The organism is Lysobacterales bacterium (assembly GCA_019634735.1).
Classification (GTDB): Bacteria; Pseudomonadota; Gammaproteobacteria; order Xanthomonadales; family UBA2363; genus Pseudofulvimonas.
This window is the reverse complement of record JAHCAT010000004.1, coordinates 198,972-224,830: the sequence shown is the minus strand read 5'-3', so window position 1 is coordinate 224,830 and position 25,859 is coordinate 198,972. Positions and strand designations below refer to the sequence as shown.

Genomic DNA, 25,859 nt, shown 5'->3' with positions numbered 1-25,859 from the left:
ACCGTGCAAGTCTTCGGCATCTGTCACTACAATCTTCGGGCCCCTCGTGAACTGGTCGAGGCGCTGCGCGCGTTCTACTGCGATGTTGTTGGCCTGTCCGTAGGCCCGCGCCCGTCCTTTCGCAGGTTCGGCTACTGGCTCTACGCCGGCCCCAAGGACGTGCTTCATCTCACCGAGTCATCCGCGGATGAGCGGCGCGCTGTCTCTGTGCGATCCACGTTCGATCATGTCGCGTTTTCCTGCGTCGACTCCGCAGCCTACGAGGCGCGGTTGCAGTCCGCTGGCATCGCGTACGAGTCCGACATCGTTCCAGGTACCGGCCAGGTGCAGCTTTTCTTCAGCGATCCAGCCGGCAATGGCGTCGAGCTCAACTTTTCAGCGAGCTGACCATGGGGGTCAGAGTCACTTTCCGCCTGGCAGTCCTCGCCAGGCCCCGAAATCCCGCGGCGGAAAGTGACTCTGACCCCGTTCCCCCTCAGTCGAACCCGTCCGCGAAGATCACGTCGTTGAACGGCTCGAAGTCCAGGGTGATGCCGTCGAACCAGCCGGTGACGGTCAGCGGCACGGTGCCGCCGTTGTCGTTCACCACCAGCGAGACGGTCAGGGAACTGTTGACCGTCCAGTCCTCCGGCGCCAGCTCGATCAGGGCGGGCGTGGCGGGCTGGGTCCAGTTGCTCGAGGTGGTCAGGAAATGGTCGGCGCTGGCGTTGGCCGGACCCTGGGTGCAGGTCTCCGCGCCGTCGTGGCGCAACTGCCAGTGCAGCAGGATGCCGTCGCGGGTGGCGGGCGTGCCGATGCCGGCGCGGCCCCAGCCGTTGAGACGGTAGCGCCCGCGGCCGGGCAGGTGGATGCACTGGCTGCGCACCACCACGCGCGCCTGCGGCACGCCCGCCTGGTTGACGGAAAGCGAGCCCGAGCCGGCACCGCCGACGGCATTCTGGCTGCCGTCCCAGGTCGAGGTGACACCGCCTGCGGCGGTCCACAGGTTCAGGTCGGAGGCGAAATCGCCGTTCAGCACCAGCGGACTGATCGACTGCCGCTCGTAGGCGCCGGCATCGCGGAAACGCAGGTCCGACCAGGGCACCGGCAGGACGACGTCGCGCGGGCGGCTGTCGGCATCGCCGGTGCCGTCCGGATCGGCCGGCGCGTGGTCGATCGCCGGCGAGGCGGCGCGCAGCCGGTAGTCGCTGCGGTCCGGGTCGATGAAGCGCGGCCCGGCGATCTGCCTTGCGCCCGGGCCATCGCCCAGGCTCGCCACCTCGTTGGCCATGGACCAGTTGACGGTACGGCTGCCGCCGCTGTGGCTGAGCACGGTCCTGCCGGGCTGCCAGATCAGGCCGGCGGTGAGCGCGAAATCGCCCTGCACCGACATCACGTGCGAGCCGTTGATGCTGTTGCCGGCGACCGTGCTGTCCCTGATCTCGACGAGCGAGCCGCCCCCGCTGGCGCGCAGGACCTGAAGGCTCAACGCATTGCCGTGCATCACCGCGTTGCGCAAGCGCACCACCGAACCGTCGTTGTTGTCGGCGGCATCGATCAGCCGGCCCGCGGTGTTCTCGGTGAACAGCACGCCGCCGCCCTGGGACGGGGGGGCACCGGGTACTGCGTTCCAGTTGGAATAGAAGCGGGTATCCCGGTTCATCCGGATGACGGCGCCCGTGGTGGGCTCGTTGCTGGCGTTGCGGGTCTGGTTGCCGGCGATGCGCCCGCAATGGCGGATCGACTGGCAGGGCACCGCGCCGGACGGCGGACCGTTCATGCTGCCCCCGTTCCAGCTGCTCCACCAGGAGTTGATCCACAGGTGCGCACCCCAGACCATTCCGAACGAAGAGTCGTCTTCGAGGTAGACAGCGGCGCCGTCCGGTGCGACGTTGAGCAGCAGGTCGGCATTCCAGAGCGTCGAAACCGAATCGCCGACGGTCAAGAAGCCGGATTCGCGATAGGGCCTGCCGTAGATGCCACCCCCCACCACCGAGGCGATGTTGTCGCGGATCGAGGTGCGCTGCGCGGCGTCGGTGCTGAACAGTTCCAGATGCGCGATGCGACCGATCGACTCCGCGATCGCCGCCACGCCCCCGCCGTAGCGCGCACTGTTTCCGGTGATCGTGCCCAGGCTGCCGATGCCGTTGCTGCCGATCAGCGCACGTGCGCTGCGGTTGTCGGCGCGGATGATCAGGCCGCCGCCGAAGCCGCGGTCGGACAGGCCCTGCGCGGTGTTGTTGAACAGGATGCTGCCGGGCGCGACCATGCGCATGTTCATGTCATTGAGGTAGATGCCGCCACCGCTGTAGCGCGCAGTGTTGCCGGCGATCACCACGTCGTTGGACAGCAGCAGCTCGGCCTGGTCGCCCTGGCCGTCGGCGTAGATGCCGCCGCCGTAGCCGGCGGTGTTGTTGCTGACACCGGTCTCGATCAGTTCGATCAGCCCGTTGCCGCGGTAGTGGATGCCGCCGCCGTGGCCTTCGCCGGCGGTGTCGCCGCCGGTGATGAACAGTAGCCGGATGCGGATGATCGAGCCGGTCTGGCCGGTGATGTTGAACACCGGCGCCAACGCGCCGCCTGCGCCGCTGATCGTGGTCGTGGTGCTGTCGGTGGTCGCCTGACTGCAGGTGGCGAAGCCGCCGACGATGCTCAGGTGCTGCGCCGTGTTGATGGTCAGCGCCTGCTGGGTATAGCTGAGGCTGCGGGTGACCCGGATGGTGTCCGGCCCGGGATTGGCCTCAGCGGCGTTGATGGCATCCTGGATGGTGACGTGAGTGCAGCCGGTGCCGACGCCGACCGTGAAGATGTCGGCTGCGGCGTGCGGGGCGGCCAGAACGAGCGCGGCGACGAGCAGGGCTGGCGGGGCGGTTCGGTGCAGTGGCATGGAGGGGCTCCCGGAGGGCCAGGGGGTCTGGCTGATCCGGGTAACGAAGAGGGGCCGGAATCTGCGACATCGCCCGGAAACGGGGAAACGGGGTCAGAGTCACTTTCCGCCTCATGATTTCCGGGCCTTGCCAGGACTGCCGAGCGGAAAGTGACTCTGACCCCGTTTCCCCCCGTTTCCCCCGCTACGGACACAACCCCCGTTGCCGCCAATACCGGTCGGCTTCCTGCAGCCAGGGCGAACCGGCGTTGCCTGCCTGTCGAGCGGCATCGGCGATGTCGGCACGAACGGTCCGTGCCGTGACGCAGTCGCCGCCTTCGGCCAGCGCCGCCGCCAGCCAGGCGCGGGCGGTCAGGACCTGGGCCTGGGCCGGATCCAGTTCGGCGGCGACCTGCTCGATCGCCGTCCGGGCGAGCGCTGCGGCCTGGTCAGGATCGCCCTGGCTGAGAGCCCGGCGCGCCAGCGCCGTGCGCGCCGGCAGGGCACGCGGATCGCCGGGCCAGGACAGATGCGCAAGCGCATCGGCGAGTTCGCCGGCCAGGCCCGGGCAGGGCGGTTCCAGCGGCGCGTCGATGCAGGCCAGCAACAGGAGGCTGCGTGCCGGCAAGGCCTCCATGTTTGCCTGGCGGTGAACGGCGCCGTCCTCGAGCGCCGCACGGGCGCGGGTCCGCGCCGGGCCGGGCTCGCCGGCCAGCCAGGCGAGCTGGGCCTGCACCAGCGCCACACCGGCACGTCCCCGGGCATGGCTGGGACTGTCCGACAGCTGCGCCGCCGCCCCGTCCAGCATCGCCGCGGCTTCGTCCGGCCGACCCAGCTCGAGCAGCCGCTGCGCCTCCATGCGCAGGGCGTAGCCCATGAACAGTCCGGTACCGCCGGTCATCTCGTGGGTCACCGCCAGCATGCGACGGCAGGACGCCTCGGCGTCCGCCGGAAGGCCCCAGGCGATGTCGATGCCGCACAGCTTCTGGCTGTTGAGCACATGGCCCATGCGGGCCCGTCCGCCGAGCGTGGGGAAGCCCTCCTCGGCCTGGGCCAGCAGCGCGCGCGCCTCGCGCACCCGCCCGGCCTGGTGCAACGCCCATGCCCAGTTCGACAGCGCATAGAGCACGTCGTAGCTGTGCTCGGGCCGGAAGCGGCGGTCGATCTCCCAGGTCTGCCGATAGGCCTCCACCGCCTCGTCGAAGCGGCCGACGCCGACCAGCCCGTAGGCCAGGTTGTTGTAACCGGCGGCCATGCGCTCATCATCCGGGCCGTAGTGGCGCAGGCGCAGCGCCAGGGCCTCGCGCGCGTGCTGCAGCGCGGTCCCGGCGTCGCCCAGATCGGTGGCGGCGACCGCCTGGGTGTCCAGGACCGCGATCAGCACCGGGTCGTCGATGCGCCGGGCGCGCGTTGCCGCCTCTTCGAGCAGTACGGCGCCGGCCTCGGTCTCGCCATCGCGCACCTGGCGGATGCCGCGCAGCGCCAGTGCGCCGACCGCGGCCGGATGCAGGGGGTCGAGGGATTCGCCGGCCAGCGTATCCGCGGCGATGGCCAGTTCGCGGGCGCGGGCGGTCTCGCCGATGTTGGCGTGCAGCCGGGCGAACATCATCAGCAGGTCGACGCGCTGCGGTGGCGCCAGGCCGGCCTGCTCGTCCAGCGCCTCGACGCCGCGCGCGACCAGCTCGACCACGGTCGGCTGCCGACCCTCGGCGATGCCCTGCCGCACCGGCCGGAACATCGACTCCAGGAAATCGCGCACCGCATTGGCACGGGCCGCCTCACGCTGCGCCAGCTGGGCCTGCTGGCGCGCCTGCTGCGCCTGCCACAGCGCCACGCCCAGACTGGCCAGCACGCCGATGGCGAAGGCCGCGGACAGGGCCACGCCGCCACGATGGCGCTGCACGAACTTGCGCGTCCGGTACCATGCCGAGGGCGGGTGGGCGCGCACCGGTTCGGCGCGCAGATAGCGCTCCAGGTCGTCAGCGAGTTCGGCGGCGCTGGCGTAGCGCCGCCCGGGCTCGTCGGCCATCGCCTTGCGGATCACGTTGCCGAGATCGCCACGCATCTCGGCCCTCGCGACGGCGCGCGGGCGGGTGGTGTCGCCGGGCCCGGGCGCTGCCGGCTCCGACGCGGCGGGGGCGCCCGACCGCACGGCCGGCCGCTCACCGGACAACAGCTCGTGCAGCACCACGCCAAGCGCGTGGACATCGGTGGCGGTGGTCACCGGACCGCCTGCGTACTGTTCCGGCGCGGCATAGCCGGGGGTCAGGGCGGCCCAGCCGGTACGGGTCGCCTGTTCGCCGTCCAGCAGCTCGTCGTCGAGCAGCTTGGCGATGCCGAAGTCGAGCAGCTTCACCTGGCCCTCGGCGGTCACCAGGATGTTGGCCGGCTTCAGGTCGCGATGCACGATCAGGTTGCGGTGCGCCACCGCCACCGCCCGGCAGACCCGGATCATCAGGCGCAAGCGCGGCGCCAGGGGCAGCGAGCGCGCCTGCGCGAAGCGGGTGATCGGCACGCCGTCGACGTACTCCATGGCCAGGTAGGCCTGGCCGCCCTCGGACACGCCGCCATCGACCAGGTGCGCGATGTCCGGATGCGACAGCGCGGCCAGGGCCTGGCGCTCGCGCCTGAACAGGCGGCGCGCCTCCGGCGACACCAGGCTGCGCCGCAGCAGCTTCAGCGCCACCTCCTGGCGGGCGCCATCGAACTCGCGCCAGGCGTGGAACACCTCCGCGGAGCCGCCTGAGCCGAGCAGCTCGCCGAGTCGGTACGGGCCGACCGTCTGGCCGGGTTGCCAGGCCATGTCCTCGGCGGACTCGCCGATATCGCCGGCGAGGTCCGGTGCCGCGCGCCGGGGCAGCGCGTCGGCGGCCTCGTCGGCGGCGAGCAGGCGCAGCAGGCGGGTGCGATCGGCCGGATCGGAACAACGGCTTGCCACGAAGGCGTCGCGCTCGCCCTTCGGCAGGGCGATTGCGGCCTCGAACAGTTCACGCAGCGGCGGTCGGCTGTCCCGTTCCACGGTCGGTATAACGCAGCATTCCCCCGACTTGCGACATCAATCCAGCTCCGCCTTCAGGAAGGCCCGCGCCCAGCGCCAGTCGCGGTCGACGGTGCGCCGCGCCACGTCGAGCGTGCGCGCCACTTCCTCCAGGGTCAGGCCGCCGAAATAGAGCAGTTCCACCACCTGGGCGGCCCGGGGATCCTCCCGCTCCAGACGCTGCAGGCCCTCGTCCAGCGCCAGGGCCTGCTCGGCGCTGGTGATCGCCAGGTCCGGATCGCTGCCGGTCAGGGTGACCTGCAGCCATTCGCCGCCGGCGCGCTGGCTGAGCCGGGCCCGTGCCCGGTCGGTGAGCAGGTGGCGCATGGCGCGCGCTGCATAGGTGAAGAACTGGGCGGGATGGCTGAAGCGCAGGCGCTCGCCGGCATTCATGCGCAGGTAGAGCTCGTGGACCAGGCCGGTGGTGTCCAGGGTGCCGCGGGGACCGGCGGCCAGGCGGCGGCCGGCCATCGCCTTCAGGCGATCGTAGACCTCGACGAACAGCTGGTCGGCCGAGCGCGGCGCATCGGCATCGATCACGGACTGCGGTTCCCTGGCTGGATCCATGGTCTGGCCTCCGGGGTCCATCCTAGGGCCCGAAGGGGTCAGAGTCACTTTCCGCTGGGCAGTCCTCGCCTCGCTTCACAATCCCGCGGCGGAAAGTGACTCTGACCCCGGTTTCCGGACCCCGGATCCCCCCGCCCGCCGCTATGCTCGCGCCGCCCCGACCCGCACGGTACCCGCCATGGCCAGCCTGCATGCCCACCTGACGCCGATCGCCCTGCTGCTGGTCTCCAACGTCTTCATGACCTTCGCCTGGTACGGGCACCTCAAGTACAAGGCGGCGCCGCTGCTGCTGGTGGTGCTGGCGAGCTGGCTGATCGCCCTGCCCGAGTACCTGCTGGCGGTGCCGGCCAACCGGCTCGGGCACTCCGTGTACTCGGCCGTCGAGCTGAAGACCCTCCAGGAGGTGATCACCCTGGTGGTGTTCATGGCGTTTTCGGTGCTGTACCTGGGCGAGGCGCTGCGCTGGAACCATGTGGCCGGGTTCGCGACCATCGCCTTCGGGGCCTGGCTGGTGTTTCGGGGGTGAGGGGGAAAGGGGGTCAGAGTCACTTTCCGGCGCGAGATGGTCGCAAAGGCGAGCCGGCCTGGGCCGGAAAGTGACTCTGACCCCCTTTCGCGCCCGCCCTACGTCAGCGAAGCGAACTTCTCGACCTTCTCGGTCGGCCCGGAGACGATCAGCAGGTCGCCGGCCTGGACCAGGGTCTCCGGCCGCGCATAGGTGAAGTCCTCGCGTGGGCGCTTGATGCCGACCACGGTGACACCGTGCTTGGTGCGCAACCCGGAATCGGCCAGGGTGCGGTTCTGCGCCTCGACCGGGGCGCGCGTCTTGACGATCGCAAAGCCGTCGTCGAACTCGATGAAGTCGATCATCTTGCCGGTCACCAGGTGGGCGACGCGCTCGCCCATCGCCGCCTCCGGATAGACCACGTGGTGGGCGCCGGTGCGCTCCAGGATGCGGCCGTGCTTCTCGCTGGTGGCCTTGGCCCAGATGTCGCGCACGCCGATCTCGTGCAGGGCCAGCACGGTCAGCACGCTGGCCTCCAGGTCGCTGCCGATGCCGACCACCGCGTGGCGGAAGTCGGCGATGCCGAGCTCGCGCAGGGCCTCGTTGCTGGTCGAGTCGGCCTGCACCACGTGGGTCAGCCGGCTGGACCAGCGTTGCACCAGGGCGAGGTTCTCGTCGATGCCCAGCACCTCATGGCCCAGCCGGTACAGCGACTGCGCCACCGAACCGCCGAAGCGGCCCAGGCCGATCACCACCACGCTGTCGCTGTTCTTCATCGTTCCTGCTCCGGTGCGAGGTCAGCCGACCAGCGGCCGCTCCTCGGGATAGCGGTAGCTGCGCTGCCGGTGCTGCAGCGCCAGCGCCGCCACCACGGTGATGGTACCGACCCGGCCGACGTACATGAGCGCGGCCAGCACGCACTGGCCGGGACCGGACAGTTCCGCGCTGAGCCCGCTGGAAAGCCCGACGGTGGCGAACGCCGAGACCACCTCGAACAGCGCCCACTGCAGCGGCGCGTCGCTCAGCCACAGGATCGCCAGGGTGCCGGTGCCGATCATCGCCACCGCCATCAGCACCACGGCCAGGGCCTGGCGCTGCACCTGCGGGCAGATGCGGCGCCGGAACACCACGCTGTCGGGTTCGCCGCGGATCTCCGCCCAGACCACGGCGCCGAGCAGGAAGAAGGTGGTCACCCGGATGCCGCCGGCGGTGCCGGCGCTGCCGCCGCCGATGAACATCAGCAGGTACTGCACCAGGACGCTCTCCTCGCGCATCGCAGCGACCTCGATCGTGTTGAAGCCGCCACTGCGGGTCATGGTCGAGTGGAAGAAGGCGCCCAGCACCTTCCCGGCACCGTCCATGCCGCCCAGCGTCGCGGCGTTTCGCCACTCGTAGACGGCGATCAGCAGGGTGCCCAGCACCAGCAGGGTCGCGGTGCCGACCAGGGTGAGCTTGGCGTGCACCGACCACCGGGACGGCCGAAGGGGCTGCCGGCGCAGTTCGTACAGCACCGGGAAGCCGAGCCCGCCCAGGATCACCGCCATCGCCACCGGCAGCAGCACCGCCGGGTCCAGGGCGAACCGCGTGAGACTGTCGGTCCAGGTCGAGAATCCGGCGTTGTTGAACGCCGATACCGCCTGGAAGACGGCATGCCAGGCGGCCTCGCCGACCGCCATGTCGGGCGATCCGCGCAGCCGAAGGAACAGCCATCCGGCCAACGCCGCCTCGACCAGCAGGGTCACCCCCAGCACCAGTCGCAGGATCGGCATCACCTCGCCGACACCCAGGCTGCGGGTCTCGACCTTGGCCAGCAGATGGGTGGACAGCCCGAGCCGTCGGCTGACCAGCAGGCCGATCAGGGTGGCACCGGCCATGATGCCCAGGCCGCCGAGCTGGAACAGCAGCAGGATCACGCCCTGGCCGAACCCGCTCCAGTAGGTGGCGGTGTCGACCACGGTCAGGCCGGTGACGCACACGGCCGAGGTGGCGGTGAACAGCGCCTCGACGAAGCTCGCGCCGCCCTGCCCCGCGCGCGCCGCCGGCAGCATCAGCAACGCCGTGCCGACGGCGATCGCCACCAGGAAGGCCAGCGGAATGATGCGCGCCGGGTGGCGCAGGCCGGCCTGCATCCTCAGGGGCGGTGTCCGTACATGGGCGGCAGCATACGCCGCGCGCCCCCCCGGTCAACCGGGTAAACGGGGTCAGAGTCACTTTCCGGCCCGGAAGACCTGGCCCATGCGCAGTGATCCGCGCCGGAAAGTGACTCTGACCCCGTTTACGGAGGGCCCGTCGCCGACCCAGGGATCAGATCTCGACCTGCGTCCCCAGCTCGACCACGCGGTTCGGCGGAATGCGCAGGAAGTCCATGGCCCGCGCCGCGCCCCGCCACATCACCGCGAACAGCTTCTCGCGCCACAGCGGCATGTCCTCGCCCTTGGTGCAGACCAGGGTCTCGCGGCCGAGGAAGAAGGTGGTGTCCATGGCGTCGAAGTGCATGCCGTGCGACTCGCACAGCGCCAGGGCATGAGGCACGTCGAGGTCCTCCATGAAGCCGAAACGCGCGACCACGCGGAACAGGCCCTCGCCGAGGTCCTGGATGTCGACCTGCTCGTGGTCGTCGACCCGCGGCACCTCCTCGGTGACCAGGGTCATCAGCACCACGCGCTCGTGCAGCACCTTGTTGTGCTTGAGGTTGTGCAGCAGGGTGTGCGGCAGGCCTTCCGGATCGGCGGTCAGGAACACCGCGGTGCCCTGGACCCGGTGGATGCCGTCCAGGTTGGCCAGGAACAGGTGCAGCGGGAAGGTGGCGTTGTGCAGCTTCTCGTGGACGATCTCGCGGCCCCGGCGCCAGGTCGTCATCAGCAGCACCAGGATCCCCGACAGCACCAGGGGGAACCAGCCGCCGGTCGGGATCTTCAGGGCGTTGACGCCCAGGAACACCAGGTCGATGGCGATGAACAGCGCCATCGCCGCCATGCCGGCGACGCCCCAGTGCCAGAGCCGGCGCGCCACCACCATCGCCAGCACGGTCTCGATCGCCATGGTCAGGGCCAGGGCGATGCCGTAGGCGGATACCAGGTTGGACGAGGTCTGGAAGGAAAGCACCAGGCCGATCACGCCGACCAGCAGGAAGCGGTTGACCGCCGGCACGTAGATCTGGCCCATGGCGCTGGCCGAGGTGTGGCGGATCTCCAGGCGCGGCAGCAGGCCGAGCTGGACCGCCTGGCGGACCACCGAGAAACTGCCGGTGATCACCGCCTGCGAGGCGATCACCGCCGCGCAGGTGGCCAGCACGACCAGCGGATACAGCGCCCAGGACGGCGCCATCAGATAGAAGGGATTGTCGGCGGCGCCCGGCTCGCGCAGCAGCAGCGCCGCCTGGCCCAGGTAGTTGAGCATCAGCGCCGGCATCACCAGGCCGAACCAGGCGCGGCGCATCGGCGCGCGGCCGAAGTGGCCGAGGTCGGTGTACAGCGCCTCGCCGCCGGTCACCACCAGGAACACCGCCGCCAGGATCACCAGCCCGGCAGTGCGGTGCTCGGCGAAGAACAGCACCGCGTAGTGCGGGCTGAGCGAGCGCAAGACCTCGGGGTTCTGGACGATGCTGGAGACGCCGATCGCCGCCAGCACGCAGAACCACAGGATCATCACCGGCCCGAACAGGCTGCCGACCCGGGCGGTGCCGAAGCGCTGCACCGAGAACAGGCCGACCAGGATGACCAGGGCCACCGGCACCACGTAGGGCTCGAACACCGGGGTCGCGACCTTGAGACCCTCGACCGCGGACAGCACCGTGATCGAGGGCGTGATCAGGCCGTCGCACAGGAACAGGGTGGCGCCGAAGATGCCGAGCAGCACCAGCCAGCGTCGGGTGCGCGCGCTGCCGCCCCAGTTGCGCGTCGCCAGCGCCATCAGCGACAGGATGCCGCCCTCGCCGCGGTTGTCGGCGCGGACGATCACGGTCAGGTACTTGATGCAGATCACCAGCACCAGCGACCAGAAAAGCAGCGAGACCACGCCCAGGATGTTGAGCTCGGTCGGCGCCATGCCGAACGGACCGCTGAAGGCCTCGCGCATGGCGTACAGCGGGCTGGTGCCGATATCGCCGTAGACGACGCCAGTGGCGGCGACCATCAGCGGCAGCATGCGCTTGGGCGCGTGGTTGGCTTGGCTGTCCACGAACGTGGCGTCGGCGGGGGCGGGCCGTCAGGGAGCGGTGATGCGGCGCTGCACCATACGCCCCTGTCCGGACCGAATCAAGCCGGGCGAACGGCGCATCGGGCAGGGGCTCGTGTGCGCCGATCCGTGCTCAGGGAAACAGGCGGGACTCTCGCCAGTTATTGGACTCCTCCCGTTCGAACACGAAGCGGTCGTGCAGCCGGTACTCCCTGCCGTGCCAGAACTCCAGGCGGTCGGGCACCAGACGGTATCCGCCCCAGTGCGGCGGGCGCGGCACCGGCGCGCCCGCGAAGCGCGCCTGCGCTTCGGCGATGCGCCGCTCCAGGGTGGCGCGATCGGCCAGCGGTCGCGACTGGTCGGAGGCCCACGCCCCGATCTGGCTGCCGTACGGACGACTTGCGAAATAGGCATCCGCCTCGGCGTCGTCGACCGCTTCCACGGCGCCCTGGGCGCGCACCTGGACGACCTGGTCCAGGTGCTTCCACAGGAAGCAGATCGCCGCACGGGGCTGGCTGGCGAGCTGCCGGCCCTTGTCGCTTTCGGTGTTGGTGTAGAAGCTGAAGCCGCGCGCGTCCAGCGCCTTGAGCAGGACCACGCGGACGCAGGGCTGCCCCAGGTCGTCGACGGTGGCGAGGCTCATCGCCGTCGGCTCGGGCTCGCCGGCGGCCTCGGCGGCGGCGAGCAGTTCATGGAACCGGTCGATCAGTCGCTGCGGCAGCATGGCCGCCTCCTGCTCGGAATGGGAGGCGCAGGATACTGCGTCGGGACCGCTGCCCGGCCGGGCTCAGCTGCGCTCGCCGTTGCTGACGAACTTTTCCAGGCGGTAGCCGTGCTGGTAGACGGCGACCAGGCGCCAGCCGTACATGCCGTCCAGCTGCAGCTTGCGGCGCAGCCGGCTGACATGGGTGTCGACGGTGCGGGTCGGCACGTTGGCGGCGATCTGCCAGACGCTCTCGAGCAGCGTCTCCCGGCGGATGATGCGGCCGTGCCGCCTGAACATATACACCGCCAGCTCGAACTCGCGCTGGGTCAGCTCGGTGTCGCGCCCGTCGATCAGGATGCGGGCGCGCTCGGTGTCGATCTCGTAAGGGCTGAGGTCGATGTCCTCGCCGGCGCCGTGGGCCAGCTGGGTGCGGCGCAGCACCGCCTCGATCCGGGCCAGCAGGACCGCGCGCAGGGTCGGCTTGACGATGTAGTCGTCGGCCCCGGTGCGCAGGCCCTGGACGACATCGTCCTCGTCGGCGCGCACGGTCAGCATGACCACCGGCGTGGCCGCGGTCGCCGGGTCGCTGCGGACCTCGGTCAGCAGGGTCAGGCCGTCGCTGTCGGGCAGTTCCCAGTCGAGCAGCACCAGGTCGGCGGCATGCCGGCCGCGACCGCGCCGGAATTCGGCGGCGGTGCCGTAGTGCAGGCACCGGTAGCCGGCCGCCTGCAACCATTGCACCAGCAGGTCGGCCTGGTCGGGATCGTCCTCGACCAGACCGATGGTGACCGGGCCGCTGCTCACGACGCGCGCGGGCCCGTGATCACTCGACGATGAAGGTCAGTTTCAGGTTGACCCGCCACTCGGACACCTTGCCGTCCGGGCTGGTCACCACCTTGATCTCGTTCACCCAGGCGCCCCGGATGTTGTTGACCGTCTGGGCGGCCTTCTTCAGGCCCTTCTCGACGGCATCCTCGATGCCTTTCGGCGAGGAGGCGAATATCTCGATGACTTTTGCTACCTGCGTGGCCATGACGCTACCCCCTTCGGTCTGCCATGTGCGGGCAGATTAGCAGCATCGAATGCGGCTGCGGAAGCAGCGGACCGGGGCCGGCCGGTGCATCCGCCCTGGAATGCGCTCAGGCGAGCGCAGGGCTTGCCTGGGATGGCCGCGGCCGGCCCAGGTATCGCAGCCAGAGCAGCCACACCACCAGGGCATCGAGGATGATCAGCGCCTGCCAGATGTAGAGATGGAACCACTCGAAGGCGGTCATGCTCCACTGGCCCAGATAGAACAGGCTGATGATGCGCACCAGGTTGAGCGCCTGGATGGCCACGAAGCCGATCGCCAGGCCGGCCAGCCGCTGCTTCCAGGTGGCCGGGAAGGCCAGCACGCCGGCGGCGAGGACGATCATCGCCTCGACACCGTTGCAGCCCCGCTCGATGCTGATGCCGAAGCTGCCGTCCAGGGTGCGGATCACCCGGCCCTCGGTCACCGCGTTGCCGTCGAAGATCGACACCAGGGCGGTGCAGACCTGGGCAAGCGCGGTCGTGAACGGCTCGATGACGGCGCGCTCGACCGGCGGCAGCAGTGACAGCGTGAACAGGCCGAGCAGCAGGCCGGTGAAGACCAGGGTGAATCGCAGCATGGCGGGGCGTCGTGCGGGCGGAATTCGCGTGGCCGCACAGTGTAGCGGGGCCGCGGCGCCAGGCCCTGCGGGCCGGTCGTGGGCAGGCCACGACGCAGGCCACGCGCGGCCGTCGATCCTCGGTCGCCGTCGCTGCCGGTTGCCCGGGGCAGATACGGACCGGCCATTTCATGAGGATGCGCGGCGGGGCCGTCGGGATCGACGCCGTGGCGCTGGGCGCGGCGGACTCGGCAGCACTCCCACAAAGCGATGAAGCGACCGCGCCAGGGCCTGCTAACCTTTCGAGCGGATGGCATGCGCAGAGCACATCGCCCTGGTGGGCCCCACCGGTGCCGGCAAGAGCAGCATCGGGCGGGCGCTCGCCGACCTGCTCGGACGGCCGTTCGTCGATCTCGACCACGCGATCGAAGCGACGGCCGGCGCTCGCGTCGCCCTGATCTTCGAGCACGAGGGCGAGTCCGGCTTCCGGCGCCGCGAGTCGGAGGCCCTCGCGCGTGCGCTGGCGGCGCCGCTGCCCAGTCTGATCGCCTGCGGGGGCGGTGTCGTGCTCGACCCGGGCAATCGCGCACGCCTGCGCGAGCACGCCCTGGTGGTCCACCTGGCCGCGACCATCGAGGAGCAGCTGGGACGCCTCGCGCGCGACCGCCAGCGGCCGCTGCTGCAGGTGCCCGACCGGCGCGCGCGCCTGGAGTCCCTCGCCGAGCAGCGCGAGCCCCTGTACGGGGCCACCGCGCACCTGCGCTTCCACCCCTCCGGACCGCCGGCCCAGGCGGCACGGGCGCTGGCCGGACTGCTGGCACGGCCGGACACCGCGACGACCGGTGGCATGCCATGAACCGGACCGTCGACGTGGCGCTGGGCGAACGCGCCTACCAGGTCGCCATCGGCGAGGGCCTGCTCACCGACGCCGCCATGTGGCAAGGCTTGCGAACCGGCGCACCCTGCCTGGTGGTCAGCGACGGCAATGTCGCGCCACGCTACGGCAAATCCGTGATCGAACGGCTGGGCCTGACCGCCGACGCCCTGCACGTGGTCCCGGCAGGCGAGGCCAGCAAGACGCTGGCGCACTGTGCCGGCATCTTCTCGGCGCTGGCGGCGATGCGCGCGACCCGGGACGCGACGGTGGTCGCACTGGGCGGCGGCATGGTCGGCGACCTGGCCGGCTTCGCGGCGGCCTGCTGGATGCGCGGCGTGCGCCTGCTGCAGGTGCCGACCACCTTGCTGGCCATGGTCGATTCCTCGGTCGGCGGCAAGACCGCGGTCAACCTGCCCGAGGGCAAGAACCTGGTGGGCGCCTTCCACCAGCCCCAGGCGGTGATCGCCGATACCGGCACCCTGGCCAGTCTGCCCGACCGCGAACTGGCCGCCGGCCTGGCCGAAGTGGTCAAGTACGCGGCGATCGCCGATCCGGGGCTGATGGACTGGCTGGAAGAGCACGCCCAGGCCCTGCTGGCGCGCGAGCCCGCGGCGATGATCGAGGCGATCGCCGCAAGCGTGCGTCACAAGGCCGCCATCGTCGCCCGCGACGAACGCGAGCAGGGCGACCGCGCCCTGCTGAACTTCGGACATACCTTCGGCCACGCCATCGAGGCCGAGGATGGCTACCGGCACTGGCTGCACGGCGAGGCGGTGGCCGCGGGCATGGTGCAGGCGGCGCGCCTGTCCAGCGCCCTGGGTCTGGCGCCGACCGCCGATGCCGAACGACTGGCCGCCTTGCTGGCACGGTTCGGGCTGCCGGTGCGCGGCGACCCGGCGATGCCCGTGGATGCCCTGCTCGACCACATGCGTCTGGACAAGAAGGCCCAGGCCGACGGCCTGCGCTTCGTGCTCTGGCGCGGTGTCGGCCGCGCCGAGGTGGTCGCCGGCGTGCCCGGGGACGCGGTGCGGGCGGTGCTCGCGGCCGGCTGAACCGCGCCCCTGGCGCCGCCCCGCGGGGAGATCAGGGGCAATCAGGCGGGCCAGGGAATCCTGTCGACCTCGCCCGGCACGTCGGGAAAGCGCGCGGTGTCGCTCGTCTGCCATGCCGCAGCGGCCGCCTCGATGTCGGCCTGCCGGCTGGCCACGAAGTTCCAGCGCAGGTGACGGGGTTGCGCCGCCGAATTCTCCGGACCAGTGTCCAGCGGCTCGCCGCCGACCACCACCGCCAGGCTCTCGCCGCCGGCGGCCACCGCCAGCGGGCCGGGCGGCAGCGCCAGCAGCTCGCCGGCCGAGACCGTGGTGCCGGCCACGGCCAGGCGGCCCTGGGCGCAATAGATCGCCCGCTCGGGATGGTCGGCGGGAAGCTCGAGGGTGGCGCCCGCCGCCAGCCGCAGGGACAGGTACAGGGTGCGGCTGCGCACCGGCACCGGCGAACGCAGGCGCCAGGCATCGCCGGCGACCACCGTGGCCTCGAAGCCGTCGCCGGTGCGCCGTGGCAGCTGCTCGGCCGGTACGTGCACGAAGGCCGGCGCCATGGCCTCGTCGGCAAGCGGCAGCGCCATCCAGGTCTGGATGCCGTGCAGGCGCTGGCCGCGCTCGCGCAGCGCCGGCGGCGTCCGTTCGGAATGGACGATGCCGCGACCGGCGATCATCCAGTTGACCGCCCCGGGCTCGATGTCGAGCGCGCTGCCCAGGCTGTCGCGATGGCGGATCGCCCCGTCGAACAACCAGGTCAGGGTGGCCAGGCCGATGTGCGGGTGCGGCCGAACGTCCATGCCCTGGCCGGGCGCGAAGTCGACCGGCCCGAAATGGTCGAGGAACACGAAGGGGCCGACCGTACGCAGTTTCGCTGCCGGCAGCAGCCGGCGGACCACGAAGCCGTCGCCCAGGTCGCGCGGCTGGGCATCGATGCGGATCAGGGACATCGCTCGCTCCGTTCGCCAGGCCCCCAGTGTAAGCCGACCCATCGCGCACGCGGCCATGCATGACGCGACCGGCGCCACGGCCGGACGCGCGAGGGGCACGACGGGCACCGGGTTGTTTCGGTATCCGCCGACGACGACGCAGCCTGGCGGCAACCTGCATCCCGGCCCGGACGTTTCCCGGGACCCCTGCCGCGGCTGCCGATCCTCGTGCCCTGGCGCGGCCTCGACGGCCTCGCTGCGCGTCCTCATGAAATTTCCGGGCCAGCCGGCGCACCAGTAGAATGCCGTCATGCGCATGTTCCTCCAGCAGCCGCCGGCCACCGGCGCGCCGCCCCGCTTTTGCCAGCTGATCCTCCAGGCCGACCTGCTGGGGGGTTACACGCTGATGCGGGAAAGCGGCGAGATCGGCGGACGCAGCCAGGTGCGGCGCAGCGTGCACCCCGACCGGGACAGCGCGGTCGCGGCCTTCGAAGCCGCCCGCGACCGGGAGATCCGACGCGGCCTGCGCATCACCTTCGCCGAAGGCGCCCAGCCGCCCTCCGACTGACCGGCCCGGCGCCGGTCGCCGGCCCTTGCCCCCAGGATTCCGAGTGACCCCGATGACCAGCCACCCGCCCCTGCTCAACGACCGCCTGCTGCGCGCCCTGCGCCGGCAACCCGTCGACCGCACCCCGGTCTGGATCATGCGCCAGGCCGGCCGCTACCTGCCCGAGTACCGGGCCAGCCGCGAGCGCGCGGGCAGCTTCATGGCCCTGTGCCAGACGCCCGAACTGGCCTGCGAGGTGACCCTGCAGCCGCTGGCGCGCTTTCCGCTCGACGCCGCCATCCTGTTCTCGGACATCCTCACCATTCCCGATGCCATGGGCCTGGGCCTGTCCTTTGTCGAGGGCGAGGGACCGCGGTTCGCGCGGCCCCTGCGCAGCGCCGCCGACATCGAGGCCCTGGCCGCGCCGGATCCGCAGGTCGAGCTGCGCTACGTGATCGACGCGGTGTCTCTCATCCGCCGCGAGCTGGCCGGCAAGGTGCCGCTGATCGGCTTCTCCGGCAGCCCCTGGACACTGGCCTGCTACATGATCGAGGGCGGCGGCGGCACCGATTTCCGGCGCGCCAAGGCGCTGCTCGCCGAGCAGCCGGCGCTGATGCACCGCCTGCTGGACGTGCTGACCACCGCGATCATCGACTACCTGTCGGCGCAGCGCGCCGCCGGTGCCCAGGCCCTGCAGGTGTTCGATTCCTGGGGTGGCGTGCTGGCGCCGCACCATTTCCGCGAATTCTCGCTGCGCTACCTGGCGCGCATAGTCGCCGCCCTGGGCCAGGGCGACGACCCCGACCGGGTGCCGGTGATCGTGTTCGCCAAGGGCGCCAACGGCAGCCACCTGACCGCCCTGGCCGATACCGGCGCCGACGCCCTCGGCCTGGACTGGACCCAGGGCCTGGCCGAGGCGCGCGCCCTGACCGGCGACCGGGTCGCCCTGCAGGGCAACCTGGACCCGGCCCTGCTCTACGCCGACCCGGCCGCGATCGAACGCGAGGCGGACGCCGTGCTGGCCGACTACGGGCACGGTCCCGGCCATGTCTTCAACCTGGGTCACGGCATCACCCCGCAGGTCCGTCCCGAGCACCTCGGCGCCCTGGTGGACGCCGTGGCCCGGCTCAGCCCGCGCTGGCACGCCGGCCCCGGCTGACCGCCCGGAACCCGGCGCGCGCCCGGCGTCGCGGCGACATCGGAAAATTCCTACACCCGGCAGCGGCCGGTTCCGATGGGTGCGACGGGTCGCTCCACCTAGTCTGGGGCGATGCCGACCCGGATGTTCGCGTTGCTTGCCATGCTGCTGCCGGCCGCCGGAGCGGCCGCAGCCAGCGAGCTCGGGGCGCCGCCGGAGCGGCCGCTGTTCCGGCTGCTCGGAAGCGCCGACGGCCTGCCCTCCAACACCGTTCATCGCCTGGCCCAGGACCGCGCCGGGAATCTGTGGCTGGCCACCCTCGACGGTCTGGCGCGCTTCGACGGCCATGGCTTCACGGTCTGGCGGCACGATCCGGATCGTGCCGGCAGCCTGCCGGGCAACGACGTGCAGCAAGTGCTGGTCGATCCGCTCGACCAGGTCTGGGTGTCGGTCAACGACGCCGGCGTCGCCCGCTACCGCCGCGACAGCAACGACTTCGAGACCTGGCGGCATCGCGCCGGCGACGATGCCAGCCTGCCCGGCGACCGCATCTGGGCACTGGCCCCCGATGGCCTCGGCGGCATCTGGCTGGGCGGGTTCGGCACCGGCCTGGCGCGACTGGCGATCGACGGCCGCATCACCCGACATTGGCACGACGACGCGGCGAAGGCCGGACCGTGTTCCGATCACGTCATCGCCCTGGACGTCGACCCGGATGGCACGGTCTGGATCGGCAGCACCGAGGGCCTGTGCCGCTGGCACCCCGACACCGGTCTCCTGGCGGTGCCGCTGGTCGGGCCCGGCGAGGTCACCCGGCCGGCGATCGTCGCCGACATCCGGCAGCACGGCGGCCTGCGCTGGCTGACCACCGATGCCGGCCTGCGCGCCCTGTCAACGACCGACGCCAGGACGCCAGGGCTGCCGGCCGAGCTGGCTGGCGTGTCCGGCTGGGGCGTGGCCGGCGATGCCGACGACAGCCTGTGGTACGCCAGCATCGACGGCATCCGGCGCTGGCATCCGCCGAGCGGCCTGGTCCAGGTGTTTCCGGCGCGACCCGGGCGCGTCCGGGCCCTTCCCGCCGGCATGATCCTGGATGTCCTGCGGGATCGCGAGGGCAGCCTGTGGTTCGCCATGGAGGGCGGCGGCATCGCGCAACTGCCGCCGCGCTGGCGCAGCATCCGAAGTTACCTGCCGGACCACGACCTCGGCCCGGCACAGACGTCGGCGGGCACATTGAGGATGGTGCAGACCGACGCCCTGGGGCGGGTGTGGCTGGCCGGCCACCCGGCCGCGGGTCTGCTCGAACTCGACCCGGCCAGCGGCCAGGTACGGCGCTGGACCGGGCAGCGTGAGGGCGGCGTCCTGCCGGACAGCCGGATCCGGGGCGTGGCGGCCAGCGCCGACGGAACCGTGTGGACCGGCCACCACGGGACCGTGCATCGCTGGCATCCGGACGGCAGCCGCCTGTGGCAGCAGGACGACGAAGGCCGGGCGTTCCCGTCGACGCCGGTGCTGCGGATGGCGCAGTCGCCCGCCGGCGACATCCTGACCGCGTTCGGCGGTGGCGGCCTGGCCTGGTTCCGCGGCGACCTGTCCGAGGTGCGCTTCCAGTTCCTCGGCGACCGACAGGCGCTTCCCTGCGCGGAGATCACCGACATCCGCTTCGACCGCCGCGGCGCCACCTGGCTCGCCTGCGAGCGTGGCCTGCTGCGGACCGAACCCGGGGCCTGGCAACCCGAGGCGGTGGCGGGCAGCGGCGATCTTCCCGTGCTGGGCCTGGATTTCGCGCCCGACGACAGCCTCTGGTTGCACCGGCCGGGCATGCTGGCGCGCTATCGGGTCCGCGCCGATGGCCGGATCGAGCAGATCGAGGCGGTCGCCGCCGCACAGGGACTGCCGGCGGTGGCCGGCGGCGGCGTGATGGTGGATGCCGACGGCCGCGTCTGGCTGACCAGCCAGCGCGGCCTGCACGCCTGGCTGCCGGAGCAGCGGACGCTGCGGGTGTTCGACGAGGCCGACGGCCTGCCCGGCGTCGAGTTCGCCCGCTCGCCGCCGCAGCGACTGCCGGGTGGCCTGCTGGTGGCAGCGGTGCAGACCGGCGTGGTCGTGATCGACACCCGGTCGCTGCTGGCGCCGCTGCCGGTGGCGCGCCTGCGCTGGCACGAGGCCAGCGTGCAGCGCGATGGTCGCAGCGTGCCGCTCGATACCGGCACCGGCACGCTGCAGCTTCGCCATGGCGACCACGACCTGCGCCTCGCGGTGCGGCTGGACAGCTTCCACAAGCCGCGGGCACAGCGTTTCCGCTTTCGGCTGGACGGCGCCGATGGCGACGAAGGCCTGGACAGCGACGGGCCGGAACGCGTCTTCGAGCGCCTGTCGAGCGGTCGCCACGCCCTGCAGGTGTCGGCCAGCAACAGCGATGGCCAGGCGGCGATTGCGCCGCTCACCCTGCTGGTCGAGGTCGAGGCGCCGCCGTGGCGGAGGGCGCCGGCGCTGGTCGTCTACGCCCTTTCCCTGGGCCTGTGCGCCGTGGCCGGACAGCAGGCCCTGCGCCGCCGCCTGCAGCGCCGGCACCGGCGGTTGCTGGCCGCGGAACGACAGCGCTGGGCGCAGCAGGCCAGCGCCGCAAAGACCCGCTTCCTGGCCCGGGTCGGACACGAACTGCGCACGCCCCTGGCCGGCCTGCTCGGCATGAACGCGCTGCTGCAGAACGGGCCACTGGCGTCGCGTCAGCGGCACTGCAGCCAGAGCATCCAGCAGGCCGGCGAGCACCTGCTCCGACTGGTCAACGACCTGCTGGACCTGGCGCGGATCGAGTCCGGGACCCTGATCCTGAGCCCTGCCGCCACGCCCTTGCTCGACCTGCTCGACGAGGTCCTGGGCGATGTCGAGGCCGCCGCTGCCGGCAAGGGCCTGGGCTTGTCGGTACGCATCGACACGCCGGTCCCGGGCAGCCTGCACACCGACCGCCAGCGCCTGCGCCAGGTGCTTGTCAACCTGCTCGGCAATGCGATCAAGTTCACCGCCACCGGCAGGGTCCGTCTGCGCGTGGACCATCGCGGCGGCCAGCTGCGTTTCCTGGTCGAGGATCAGGGGCCGGGCCTGACACCGGCGCTCAGGCAGCGCCGTTTCCAGCCCTGGAGCCAGGATGGCCACGGCCGCCGCGCGGGGGGTGCGGGGCTGGGCCTGGCGATCTCCAGCGAACTGTGCGGCCTGCTCGGTGCCGACCTGGGTGCGCGCGACCGCGACGGCGGCGGCAGCGCGTTCTGGGTGAGCCTGGCGGTTCCCGGCCCGCCGCAATGGCCGGCGGCCGGGCTGCCGGCTCTGTTGCTTGCCGACGGCGACGCCGGGCGTGCCGACGACCTGCAGGCCACCCTTGCCGCGCTCGGCGCCAGTTCGGCGATTACGCATCCTGCCCGGATGGCTCATGGGCCCGCTGCTGCGACCGCCGATCTTCTCGACGGCCCGGCTACGCGTCCTCAGGACATCTCCGGGCCAGGGCCGGAGGGCACGCTGCCTCCGGGCGCGCTGCTGCTGGCGGCGGTCGACGATGCCGATGCGCTGTCGGCGCTGCGCGGACGCTATCCGCCGGGTCAGGCTGTGCTGCTGCGCCTGCCTCTGGACATCGACGCCGGGGACCTGCCGGCCGGCTGGGCGACGGTGCACGGTTGCTGGCGACCCGGCGCCTTGCTGAGCGCGTGCCGGATGCTGGCGATGTCCGGTGCAGGGGCGCCGGAACCGTCCGGCCGCACGCAGGACACGCTTCGGGACCTGGACCTGCTGGTGGTCGAGGACGATCCGGCCCAGCGCGAGGTGATGGCGACCCGGCTCGCCGCCGACGGCGCCGAGGTGGTCAGCGTCGACAACGGACTGGCCGCCCTCACCCATCTGGAGGTCGCCCGCTTCGATGCCGTGGTCCTCGACCTGAATCTGCCGGGCCTGGATGGACAGGGGGTGCTGCGGGCGCTGGGCCGCCTGCAGGGCGCGCGCATGCCGCCGGTGCTGGTGGTCACCGCGGGCTACAGCGACGAGGTTGCCGGGGAATGTCTTGCCCTGGGCGCACGCGCCGTCCTGGCCAAGCCGGTGGATCCAGGCGAGCTGGCGCGTCGTCTGCGCGACCTGGTCGACGCGACGGCGTCGCGCTGACGGCAGGTCGCGCGGCTGCCCGCCGGCGGTTCGGAGTCCTCGTGGGGCCGCGGCTACGGCCGTCGATCCGCGCGCCCGCGTGAAACATCCGCGCCAGCGCAGCGATGCCCTCGCCGGGCGTCACGGTCGACCCCGAGCTTATCTATCTCTTCATCGCGATATAGCGATTGACAGCCCGGATGGTCTGCCGCTAGGCTGCCGCCACCATCGAGACCGGCTGAGGGACAGGCCCTTTGAAGCCGGGGCAACCCGTCGGCAGCAGCGCTGCCGTCGAAGGTGCCAATTCCTGCGGCTGGCCCGAAGGCCCGCCGGCAGATGGAACGTGCTCGGCGCCCCCGCCCGGTGGCTGGCCACGATCATCCGCACTCATCTCGATGGCATGCCTTTTCCGCCCTTCGAAGGAGTGCCGAGATGACCACTACCCACCCCGGCCCGCGCGCCACCGCCCCCGCCCCCGCCGACTGCGCCGCCGAACGCGGCGACTGCTGGATCACCCTCGGCCTGCGCCACGGCGGCACGCGCGCCGTGCGCATCGCCTACGAACTGGCCGGGCCGCCCGGTGCACCGGTGATCGCGGTGCTGGGCGGCATCTCCGGCGACCGCCATCTGCTGGCCACCCGACGCTACCCCGAGCCGGGCTGGTGGCCGCAACAGTGCGGCCCCGGTCTGGCGCTGGACACGCGACGCTTCCGCCTGCTCGGCATCGACTGGCTGGGCCGCTGCGGCGGCATCGACCAGCCGATCGACACCGCCGACCAGGCCCAGGCCCTGGCCGCCGTCCTCGACGCGCTCGGCATCGCCCGCCTGCACGCCCTGGTCGGCGCGTCCTATGGCGCGATGGTCGGTCTGGCGTTCGCCGCCAGTCATGGCGAGCGTCTCCGGCAACTGGTCGCGATCAGCGGCGCAGACCGCGCCGATCCCTGGGCCAGCGCCTGGCGCGGCCTGCAACGGGCCATCCTCCGCCATGGCCTGGCGGCCGGCCAGGCGGCGCCGGCACTGGCGCTGGCCCGCCAGGTCGCCCTGCTCGGCTACCGCACGCCGCAGGATGTCCGGGCGCGCTTCGACCTGCCACCGACCCGGCTCGACGACCGCTTCGAGCTGGCCTGCGAGCCCTGGCTGCGGTCTCATGGCGAAGCTTTCGCGTCACGATGGCCGGCCACGGCCTACCTGCGCCTGTCGGAATCGCTGGACCTGCACGCCGTCGACCCAGGAAGGATCCGGGTACCGGTGACCCTGGTCGGCGTCAACGAGGACCAGGTCGTGCCATTGTCCTCGCTGTACGCGCTGGCCGAGTCCCTGGCCGGTCCGGCGCGTCTGCTGACGCTGCGCTCGGCGCATGGCCACGATGCCTTCCTGAAGTGCCACGAGGCGATCGCCGAGGCACTGCGCGAAGCCGTCACGCCGGCCCGCGAGGTGGCGGCATGAGGCCGGCCGCGCTTGCCACCGTCGCCGTCCGCGGCGGCATCGACTGCGATGCCGCCCATGGCGCGGTGACGCCACCCCTGCACCTGAGCAGCACCTTCAGTTTCGAATGCCTGGGCCAGCCGCGCCGCTACGACTACGGACGCAGCGGCAATCCCACCCGCGACCTGCTGGCCGAGACCCTGACCGAACTGGAAGGCGGCGCCGGCGCCGTGGTGACGGCCTCCGGCCTGGCGGCGGTCACCACCGTGCTGGCCCTGCTCGGTCCGGACGACCTGCTGGTGGCGCCGCACGACGGCTACGGCGGTTGCTGGCGCCTGTTCACCGCGCTGGCGCGACGCGGCCAGTTGCGACTGGCCCTGGTCGACCAGCGCGACCCCACCGCGCTGGCCGCGGTGCTGGCGCAACAGCCGCGCCTGCTGTGGCTGGAGACGCCCAGCAATCCGCTGCTGCGCCTGGTCGACATCGCCGCCCTGGCGCAGGCCGGCCACGCCGCCGGCGCCCTGGTCTGCGTCGACAACACCTTCCTGTCGCCGGCGCTGCAGCGGCCGTTGGCGCTCGGTGCCGACCTGGTCGTGCACTCGACCACCAAGTACCTCAACGGCCACAGCGACGTGGTCGGCGGTGCGGTGGTGGCCGCCGACGCCGGACTCGCCGCGGAGCTCGCCTGGTGGGCGAACGCCCTGGGCCTGACCGGCAGCCCGTTCGACAGCCTGCTGACCCTGCGCGGCCTGCGCACCCTGGCAGTGAGACTGGCCCAGCACCAGCACAATGCCGAGGCGGTGGCGCGGCGCCTGGCCGATGCGCCCGGGGTCGCCGCGGTGCACTGGCCCGGCCTGGCGCGGCACCCCGACCATGCCCTGGCCCTGCGCCAGCAGCACGGCCCGGGGGCCATCGTCAGCATCGAACTGGCCGACGGCGAGCCGGCCGTGCGCGCCTTCCTGGAGGGCCTGCGCTGCTTCACGCTGGCCGAATCGCTGGGCGGCGTGGAGAGCCTGATCGCGCACCCGGCGACCATGACCCATGCCGCCATGTCCGAGCAGGCGCGGACCTGCGCCGGGATCGGCCCCGGCCTGCTGCGCCTGTCGGTCGGCATCGAGGATGCCCGCGACCTGCTGGCCGACCTGGACGATGCCTTGGCGCGTGTTGCCGCCGTCGCCCCGTGCAAGGAGGCGGCATGAACGCATCCGCCGCCCGCGTGGCCACCGCCCCGGCCGCCGATGCGCCACCCGCCGATCTGGTTGTCCTGGGCTGCGGCCAGGTCGGGCGCGCCCTGCTGCGCCGCCTGCACGACCAGCCCGCCGCAGGCAATCTGCGCCTGGTCGGCATCGCCAACAGCACGCGTCATGTGTCCGCGAGGAACGGCCTGCCTTTCGCGGAGGCAGCCGATGCGCTTGCCCGGGCCGCGCGGTCGCAGGCAACGCCCGATCCCCTGTCCTGGCTGGCCGTGCGCCGCGGCCGCGCCGCCATCGTGGTCGACGCCAGCGCCAGCGAAGCGCTCGCCGATCGGCATGCCGGCTGGCTGGCCGCCGGCGTGCACGTGGTCACGGCCAACAAGCGGGGCCTGGGTGGCTGCCTGTCGCGCTGGCAGGCGATCGCCTCCGCGCGTCGCGGCGCAGGCACCCGCTACGGCGCCAGCGCCACGGTCGGCGCCGGCCTGCCCCTGCTGGCGGCGATCGCCCGGCTGCGCGCCGGCGGCGACCGCATCCATGCCCTGGCAGGTTCGCTGTCGGGCACCCTGGCCTGGCTGCTCGACCGCTTCGACGGCAGCCGGCCGTTCTCGGCGCTGCTCGAACAGGCACGCGCGCTGGGCTTGACCGAACCCGACCCCTGGCAGGACCTCGGTGGCCAGGATGTCGAGCGCAAGCTGCTGATCCTGGCGCGGGCCGCCGGCCATGGCTTGCTGGCCTGCGCAGTGCAACGCGCGCCCCTGCTCGATCCGGGCCTGGGGCCGGACACCGCCGCACTCGATCGCACCCTGTCGGGCTGGCTCGCTCAGGCGCACGCCAAGGGCCGGCGCCTGCGCCATGTCGCGCGCCTGCTGCCCGATGGCCGGGCACGGGTCGGCCTGGCTTGCCTGGACCCCGACGATCCCCTGGCGGGCGCGGGCCCAGGGAACCGCCTGGCCATCTACAGCGACCGGTATCCGGATACACCCCTGACTCTGTCGGGTCCAGGCGCGGGACCTGCGGTCACCGCGGCCGGCTTGCTGGACGACATCCTGGAAATCGCCGGCGCCGTAGGGTTCGGCCGGCGCGCAGGACCGCCCGGTTCGCGTTGCTGAACTCGGGAGGGCGAA

General features: G+C 72.0%; 21 protein-coding genes and 1 riboswitch. Of the genes, 10 read left to right on the top strand and 11 right to left on the bottom strand.

Annotated elements, in window-relative coordinates; translation table 11 throughout:
* Positions 1-51 precede the first annotated feature (51 nt).
* Positions 52-387 (top strand): diguanylate cyclase, encoded by a 336-nt coding sequence (locus tag KF823_06055; protein ID MBX3725465.1) that lies wholly within the window; start codon positions 52-54, stop codon positions 385-387.
* Positions 388-475: 88 nt separating this feature from the next.
* Here KF823_06055 and KF823_06050 read toward each other — a convergent pair whose 3' ends face one another.
* The 3 genes from KF823_06050 to KF823_06040 form a co-directional block, all read right to left on the bottom strand.
* A complete protein-coding gene (locus KF823_06050) occupies positions 476-2,866 on the bottom strand; it encodes a hypothetical protein (protein MBX3725464.1) in 2,391 nt (796 codons plus the stop codon).
* Positions 2,867-3,050: 184 nt separating this feature from the next.
* Positions 3,051-5,864 (bottom strand): serine/threonine protein kinase, encoded by a 2,814-nt coding sequence (locus tag KF823_06045; GenBank protein MBX3725463.1) that lies wholly within the window; start codon positions 5,862-5,864, stop codon positions 3,051-3,053.
* A 36-nt stretch (positions 5,865-5,900) separates the two neighbouring features.
* Positions 5,901-6,449, bottom strand: a complete 549-nt coding sequence (locus tag KF823_06040; GenBank protein ID MBX3725462.1) for a sigma-70 family RNA polymerase sigma factor — start codon at positions 6,447-6,449, stop codon at positions 5,901-5,903.
* A gap of 178 nt (positions 6,450-6,627) precedes the next feature.
* Between KF823_06040 and KF823_06035 the strand changes: the two genes are divergently transcribed.
* Complete coding sequence (locus KF823_06035) at positions 6,628-6,975, top strand: DMT family protein (protein MBX3725461.1); 348 nt, start codon at positions 6,628-6,630, stop codon at positions 6,973-6,975.
* A gap of 98 nt (positions 6,976-7,073) precedes the next feature.
* Here the strand turns inward: KF823_06035 and KF823_06030 are convergent, their stop codons facing one another.
* From KF823_06030 to xrtH, 7 genes are all read right to left on the bottom strand, one after another.
* Positions 7,074-7,730 (bottom strand): TrkA family potassium uptake protein, encoded by a 657-nt coding sequence (locus tag KF823_06030; protein ID MBX3725460.1) that lies wholly within the window; start codon positions 7,728-7,730, stop codon positions 7,074-7,076.
* Between the two features lie 21 nt (positions 7,731-7,751).
* Positions 7,752-9,083: a hypothetical protein gene (locus KF823_06025; GenBank protein ID MBX3725459.1), complete on the bottom strand. Its 1,332-nt coding sequence runs from the start codon at positions 9,081-9,083 to the stop codon at positions 7,752-7,754.
* A gap of 175 nt (positions 9,084-9,258) precedes the next feature.
* Positions 9,259-11,100, bottom strand: coding sequence for a potassium transporter Kup (locus tag KF823_06020; GenBank protein MBX3725458.1), 1,842 nt, complete (start codon positions 11,098-11,100; stop codon positions 9,259-9,261).
* Positions 11,101-11,263: 163 nt separating this feature from the next.
* Positions 11,264-11,854 carry a pyridoxamine 5'-phosphate oxidase gene (pdxH, locus tag KF823_06015; protein ID MBX3725457.1) on the bottom strand — a complete coding sequence of 197 codons (591 nt, stop codon included), beginning with the start codon at positions 11,852-11,854 and terminating at the stop codon, positions 11,264-11,266.
* A gap of 63 nt (positions 11,855-11,917) precedes the next feature.
* Positions 11,918-12,640 (bottom strand): response regulator transcription factor, encoded by a 723-nt coding sequence (locus tag KF823_06010; GenBank protein MBX3725456.1) that lies wholly within the window; start codon positions 12,638-12,640, stop codon positions 11,918-11,920.
* Between the two features lie 19 nt (positions 12,641-12,659).
* Positions 12,660-12,869 carry a dodecin domain-containing protein gene (locus tag KF823_06005; GenBank protein ID MBX3725455.1) on the bottom strand — a complete coding sequence of 70 codons (210 nt, stop codon included), beginning with the start codon at positions 12,867-12,869 and terminating at the stop codon, positions 12,660-12,662.
* 106 nt (positions 12,870-12,975) lie between these two features.
* The gene (xrtH, locus tag KF823_06000) at positions 12,976-13,485 is read right to left on the bottom strand and encodes an exosortase H (GenBank protein MBX3725454.1); all 510 of its coding nucleotides are present in this window, start codon (positions 13,483-13,485) and stop codon (positions 12,976-12,978) included.
* Between the two features lie 289 nt (positions 13,486-13,774).
* Here xrtH and KF823_05995 point away from each other — a divergent pair, with 289 nt between their 5' ends.
* The gene (locus KF823_05995) at positions 13,775-14,320 is read left to right on the top strand and encodes a shikimate kinase (protein ID MBX3725453.1); all 546 of its coding nucleotides are present in this window, start codon (positions 13,775-13,777) and stop codon (positions 14,318-14,320) included.
* Positions 14,317-15,393, top strand: coding sequence for a 3-dehydroquinate synthase (aroB, locus tag KF823_05990; protein ID MBX3725452.1), 1,077 nt, complete (start codon positions 14,317-14,319; stop codon positions 15,391-15,393). The genes KF823_05995 and aroB overlap by 4 nt, the downstream gene beginning before the upstream one ends.
* A 41-nt stretch (positions 15,394-15,434) precedes the next feature.
* On the opposite strand, the gene KF823_05985 is transcribed toward aroB, so the two are convergent.
* On the bottom strand, positions 15,435-16,328 hold the full coding sequence (locus KF823_05985) for a pirin family protein (GenBank protein MBX3725451.1): 894 nt from the start codon (positions 16,326-16,328) through the stop codon (positions 15,435-15,437).
* A 289-nt stretch (positions 16,329-16,617) separates the two neighbouring features.
* On the opposite strand from KF823_05985, the gene KF823_05980 reads away from it, so the two are divergent.
* The 6 genes from KF823_05980 (at position 16,618) to KF823_05955 (ending at position 25,844) form a co-directional block, all read left to right on the top strand.
* Positions 16,618-16,875: a WGR domain-containing protein gene (locus KF823_05980; GenBank protein ID MBX3725450.1), complete on the top strand. Its 258-nt coding sequence runs from the start codon at positions 16,618-16,620 to the stop codon at positions 16,873-16,875.
* Positions 16,876-16,927: 52 nt separating this feature from the next.
* Entirely contained in the window at positions 16,928-18,013 is a 1,086-nt protein-coding gene (gene hemE, locus KF823_05975) for a uroporphyrinogen decarboxylase (GenBank protein MBX3725449.1), read from the top strand.
* Between the two features lie 123 nt (positions 18,014-18,136).
* On the top strand, positions 18,137-22,138 hold the full coding sequence (locus KF823_05970; protein MBX3725448.1) for a response regulator: 4,002 nt from the start codon (positions 18,137-18,139) through the stop codon (positions 22,136-22,138).
* Between the two features lie 201 nt (positions 22,139-22,339).
* Positions 22,340-22,460: riboswitch (SAM riboswitch) on the top strand.
* Between the two features lie 89 nt (positions 22,461-22,549).
* A complete protein-coding gene (locus KF823_05965; GenBank protein MBX3725447.1) occupies positions 22,550-23,563 on the top strand; it encodes a homoserine O-succinyltransferase in 1,014 nt (337 codons plus the stop codon).
* Positions 23,560-24,741, top strand: coding sequence for a cystathionine gamma-synthase (gene metB / locus KF823_05960; GenBank protein ID MBX3725446.1), 1,182 nt, complete (start codon positions 23,560-23,562; stop codon positions 24,739-24,741). Before KF823_05965 ends, metB begins: the two co-directional genes overlap by 4 nt.
* The gene (locus KF823_05955) at positions 24,738-25,844 is read left to right on the top strand and encodes a homoserine dehydrogenase (protein MBX3725445.1); all 1,107 of its coding nucleotides are present in this window, start codon (positions 24,738-24,740) and stop codon (positions 25,842-25,844) included. The genes metB and KF823_05955 overlap by 4 nt, the downstream gene beginning before the upstream one ends.
* Positions 25,845-25,859 lie beyond the last annotated feature (15 nt).

Excerpts from the sequence above, each read along its gene's own strand:
- KF823_06050 (MBX3725464.1), bottom strand. The coding sequence starts at position 2,866 with ATGCCACTGCACCGAACCGCCCCGCCAGCCCTGCTCGTCGCCGCGCTC.
- KF823_06040 (MBX3725462.1), bottom strand. The coding sequence starts at position 6,449 with ATGGATCCAGCCAGGGAACCGCAGTCCGTGATCGATGCCGATGCGCCG.
- KF823_06035 (MBX3725461.1), top strand. The coding sequence starts at position 6,628 with ATGGCCAGCCTGCATGCCCACCTGACGCCGATCGCCCTGCTGCTGGTC.
- KF823_06030 (MBX3725460.1), bottom strand. The coding sequence starts at position 7,730 with ATGAAGAACAGCGACAGCGTGGTGGTGATCGGCCTGGGCCGCTTCGGC.
- KF823_06025 (MBX3725459.1), bottom strand. The coding sequence starts at position 9,083 with ATGCAGGCCGGCCTGCGCCACCCGGCGCGCATCATTCCGCTGGCCTTC.
- KF823_06020 (MBX3725458.1), bottom strand. The coding sequence starts at position 11,100 with ATGCTGCCGCTGATGGTCGCCGCCACTGGCGTCGTCTACGGCGATATC.
- pdxH (MBX3725457.1), bottom strand. The coding sequence starts at position 11,854 with ATGCTGCCGCAGCGACTGATCGACCGGTTCCATGAACTGCTCGCCGCC.
- KF823_06005 (MBX3725455.1), bottom strand. The coding sequence starts at position 12,869 with ATGGCCACGCAGGTAGCAAAAGTCATCGAGATATTCGCCTCCTCGCCG.
- xrtH (MBX3725454.1), bottom strand. The coding sequence starts at position 13,485 with ATGCTGCGATTCACCCTGGTCTTCACCGGCCTGCTGCTCGGCCTGTTC.
- KF823_05995 (MBX3725453.1), top strand. The coding sequence starts at position 13,775 with ATGGCATGCGCAGAGCACATCGCCCTGGTGGGCCCCACCGGTGCCGGC.
- aroB (MBX3725452.1), top strand. The coding sequence starts at position 14,317 with ATGAACCGGACCGTCGACGTGGCGCTGGGCGAACGCGCCTACCAGGTC.
- KF823_05985 (MBX3725451.1), bottom strand. The coding sequence starts at position 16,328 with ATGTCCCTGATCCGCATCGATGCCCAGCCGCGCGACCTGGGCGACGGC.
- KF823_05980 (MBX3725450.1), top strand. The coding sequence starts at position 16,618 with ATGCGCATGTTCCTCCAGCAGCCGCCGGCCACCGGCGCGCCGCCCCGC.
- hemE (MBX3725449.1), top strand. The coding sequence starts at position 16,928 with ATGACCAGCCACCCGCCCCTGCTCAACGACCGCCTGCTGCGCGCCCTG.
- KF823_05970 (MBX3725448.1), top strand. The coding sequence starts at position 18,137 with ATGTTCGCGTTGCTTGCCATGCTGCTGCCGGCCGCCGGAGCGGCCGCA.
- KF823_05965 (MBX3725447.1), top strand. The coding sequence starts at position 22,550 with ATGACCACTACCCACCCCGGCCCGCGCGCCACCGCCCCCGCCCCCGCC.
- metB (MBX3725446.1), top strand. The coding sequence starts at position 23,560 with ATGAGGCCGGCCGCGCTTGCCACCGTCGCCGTCCGCGGCGGCATCGAC.
- KF823_05955 (MBX3725445.1), top strand. The coding sequence starts at position 24,738 with ATGAACGCATCCGCCGCCCGCGTGGCCACCGCCCCGGCCGCCGATGCG.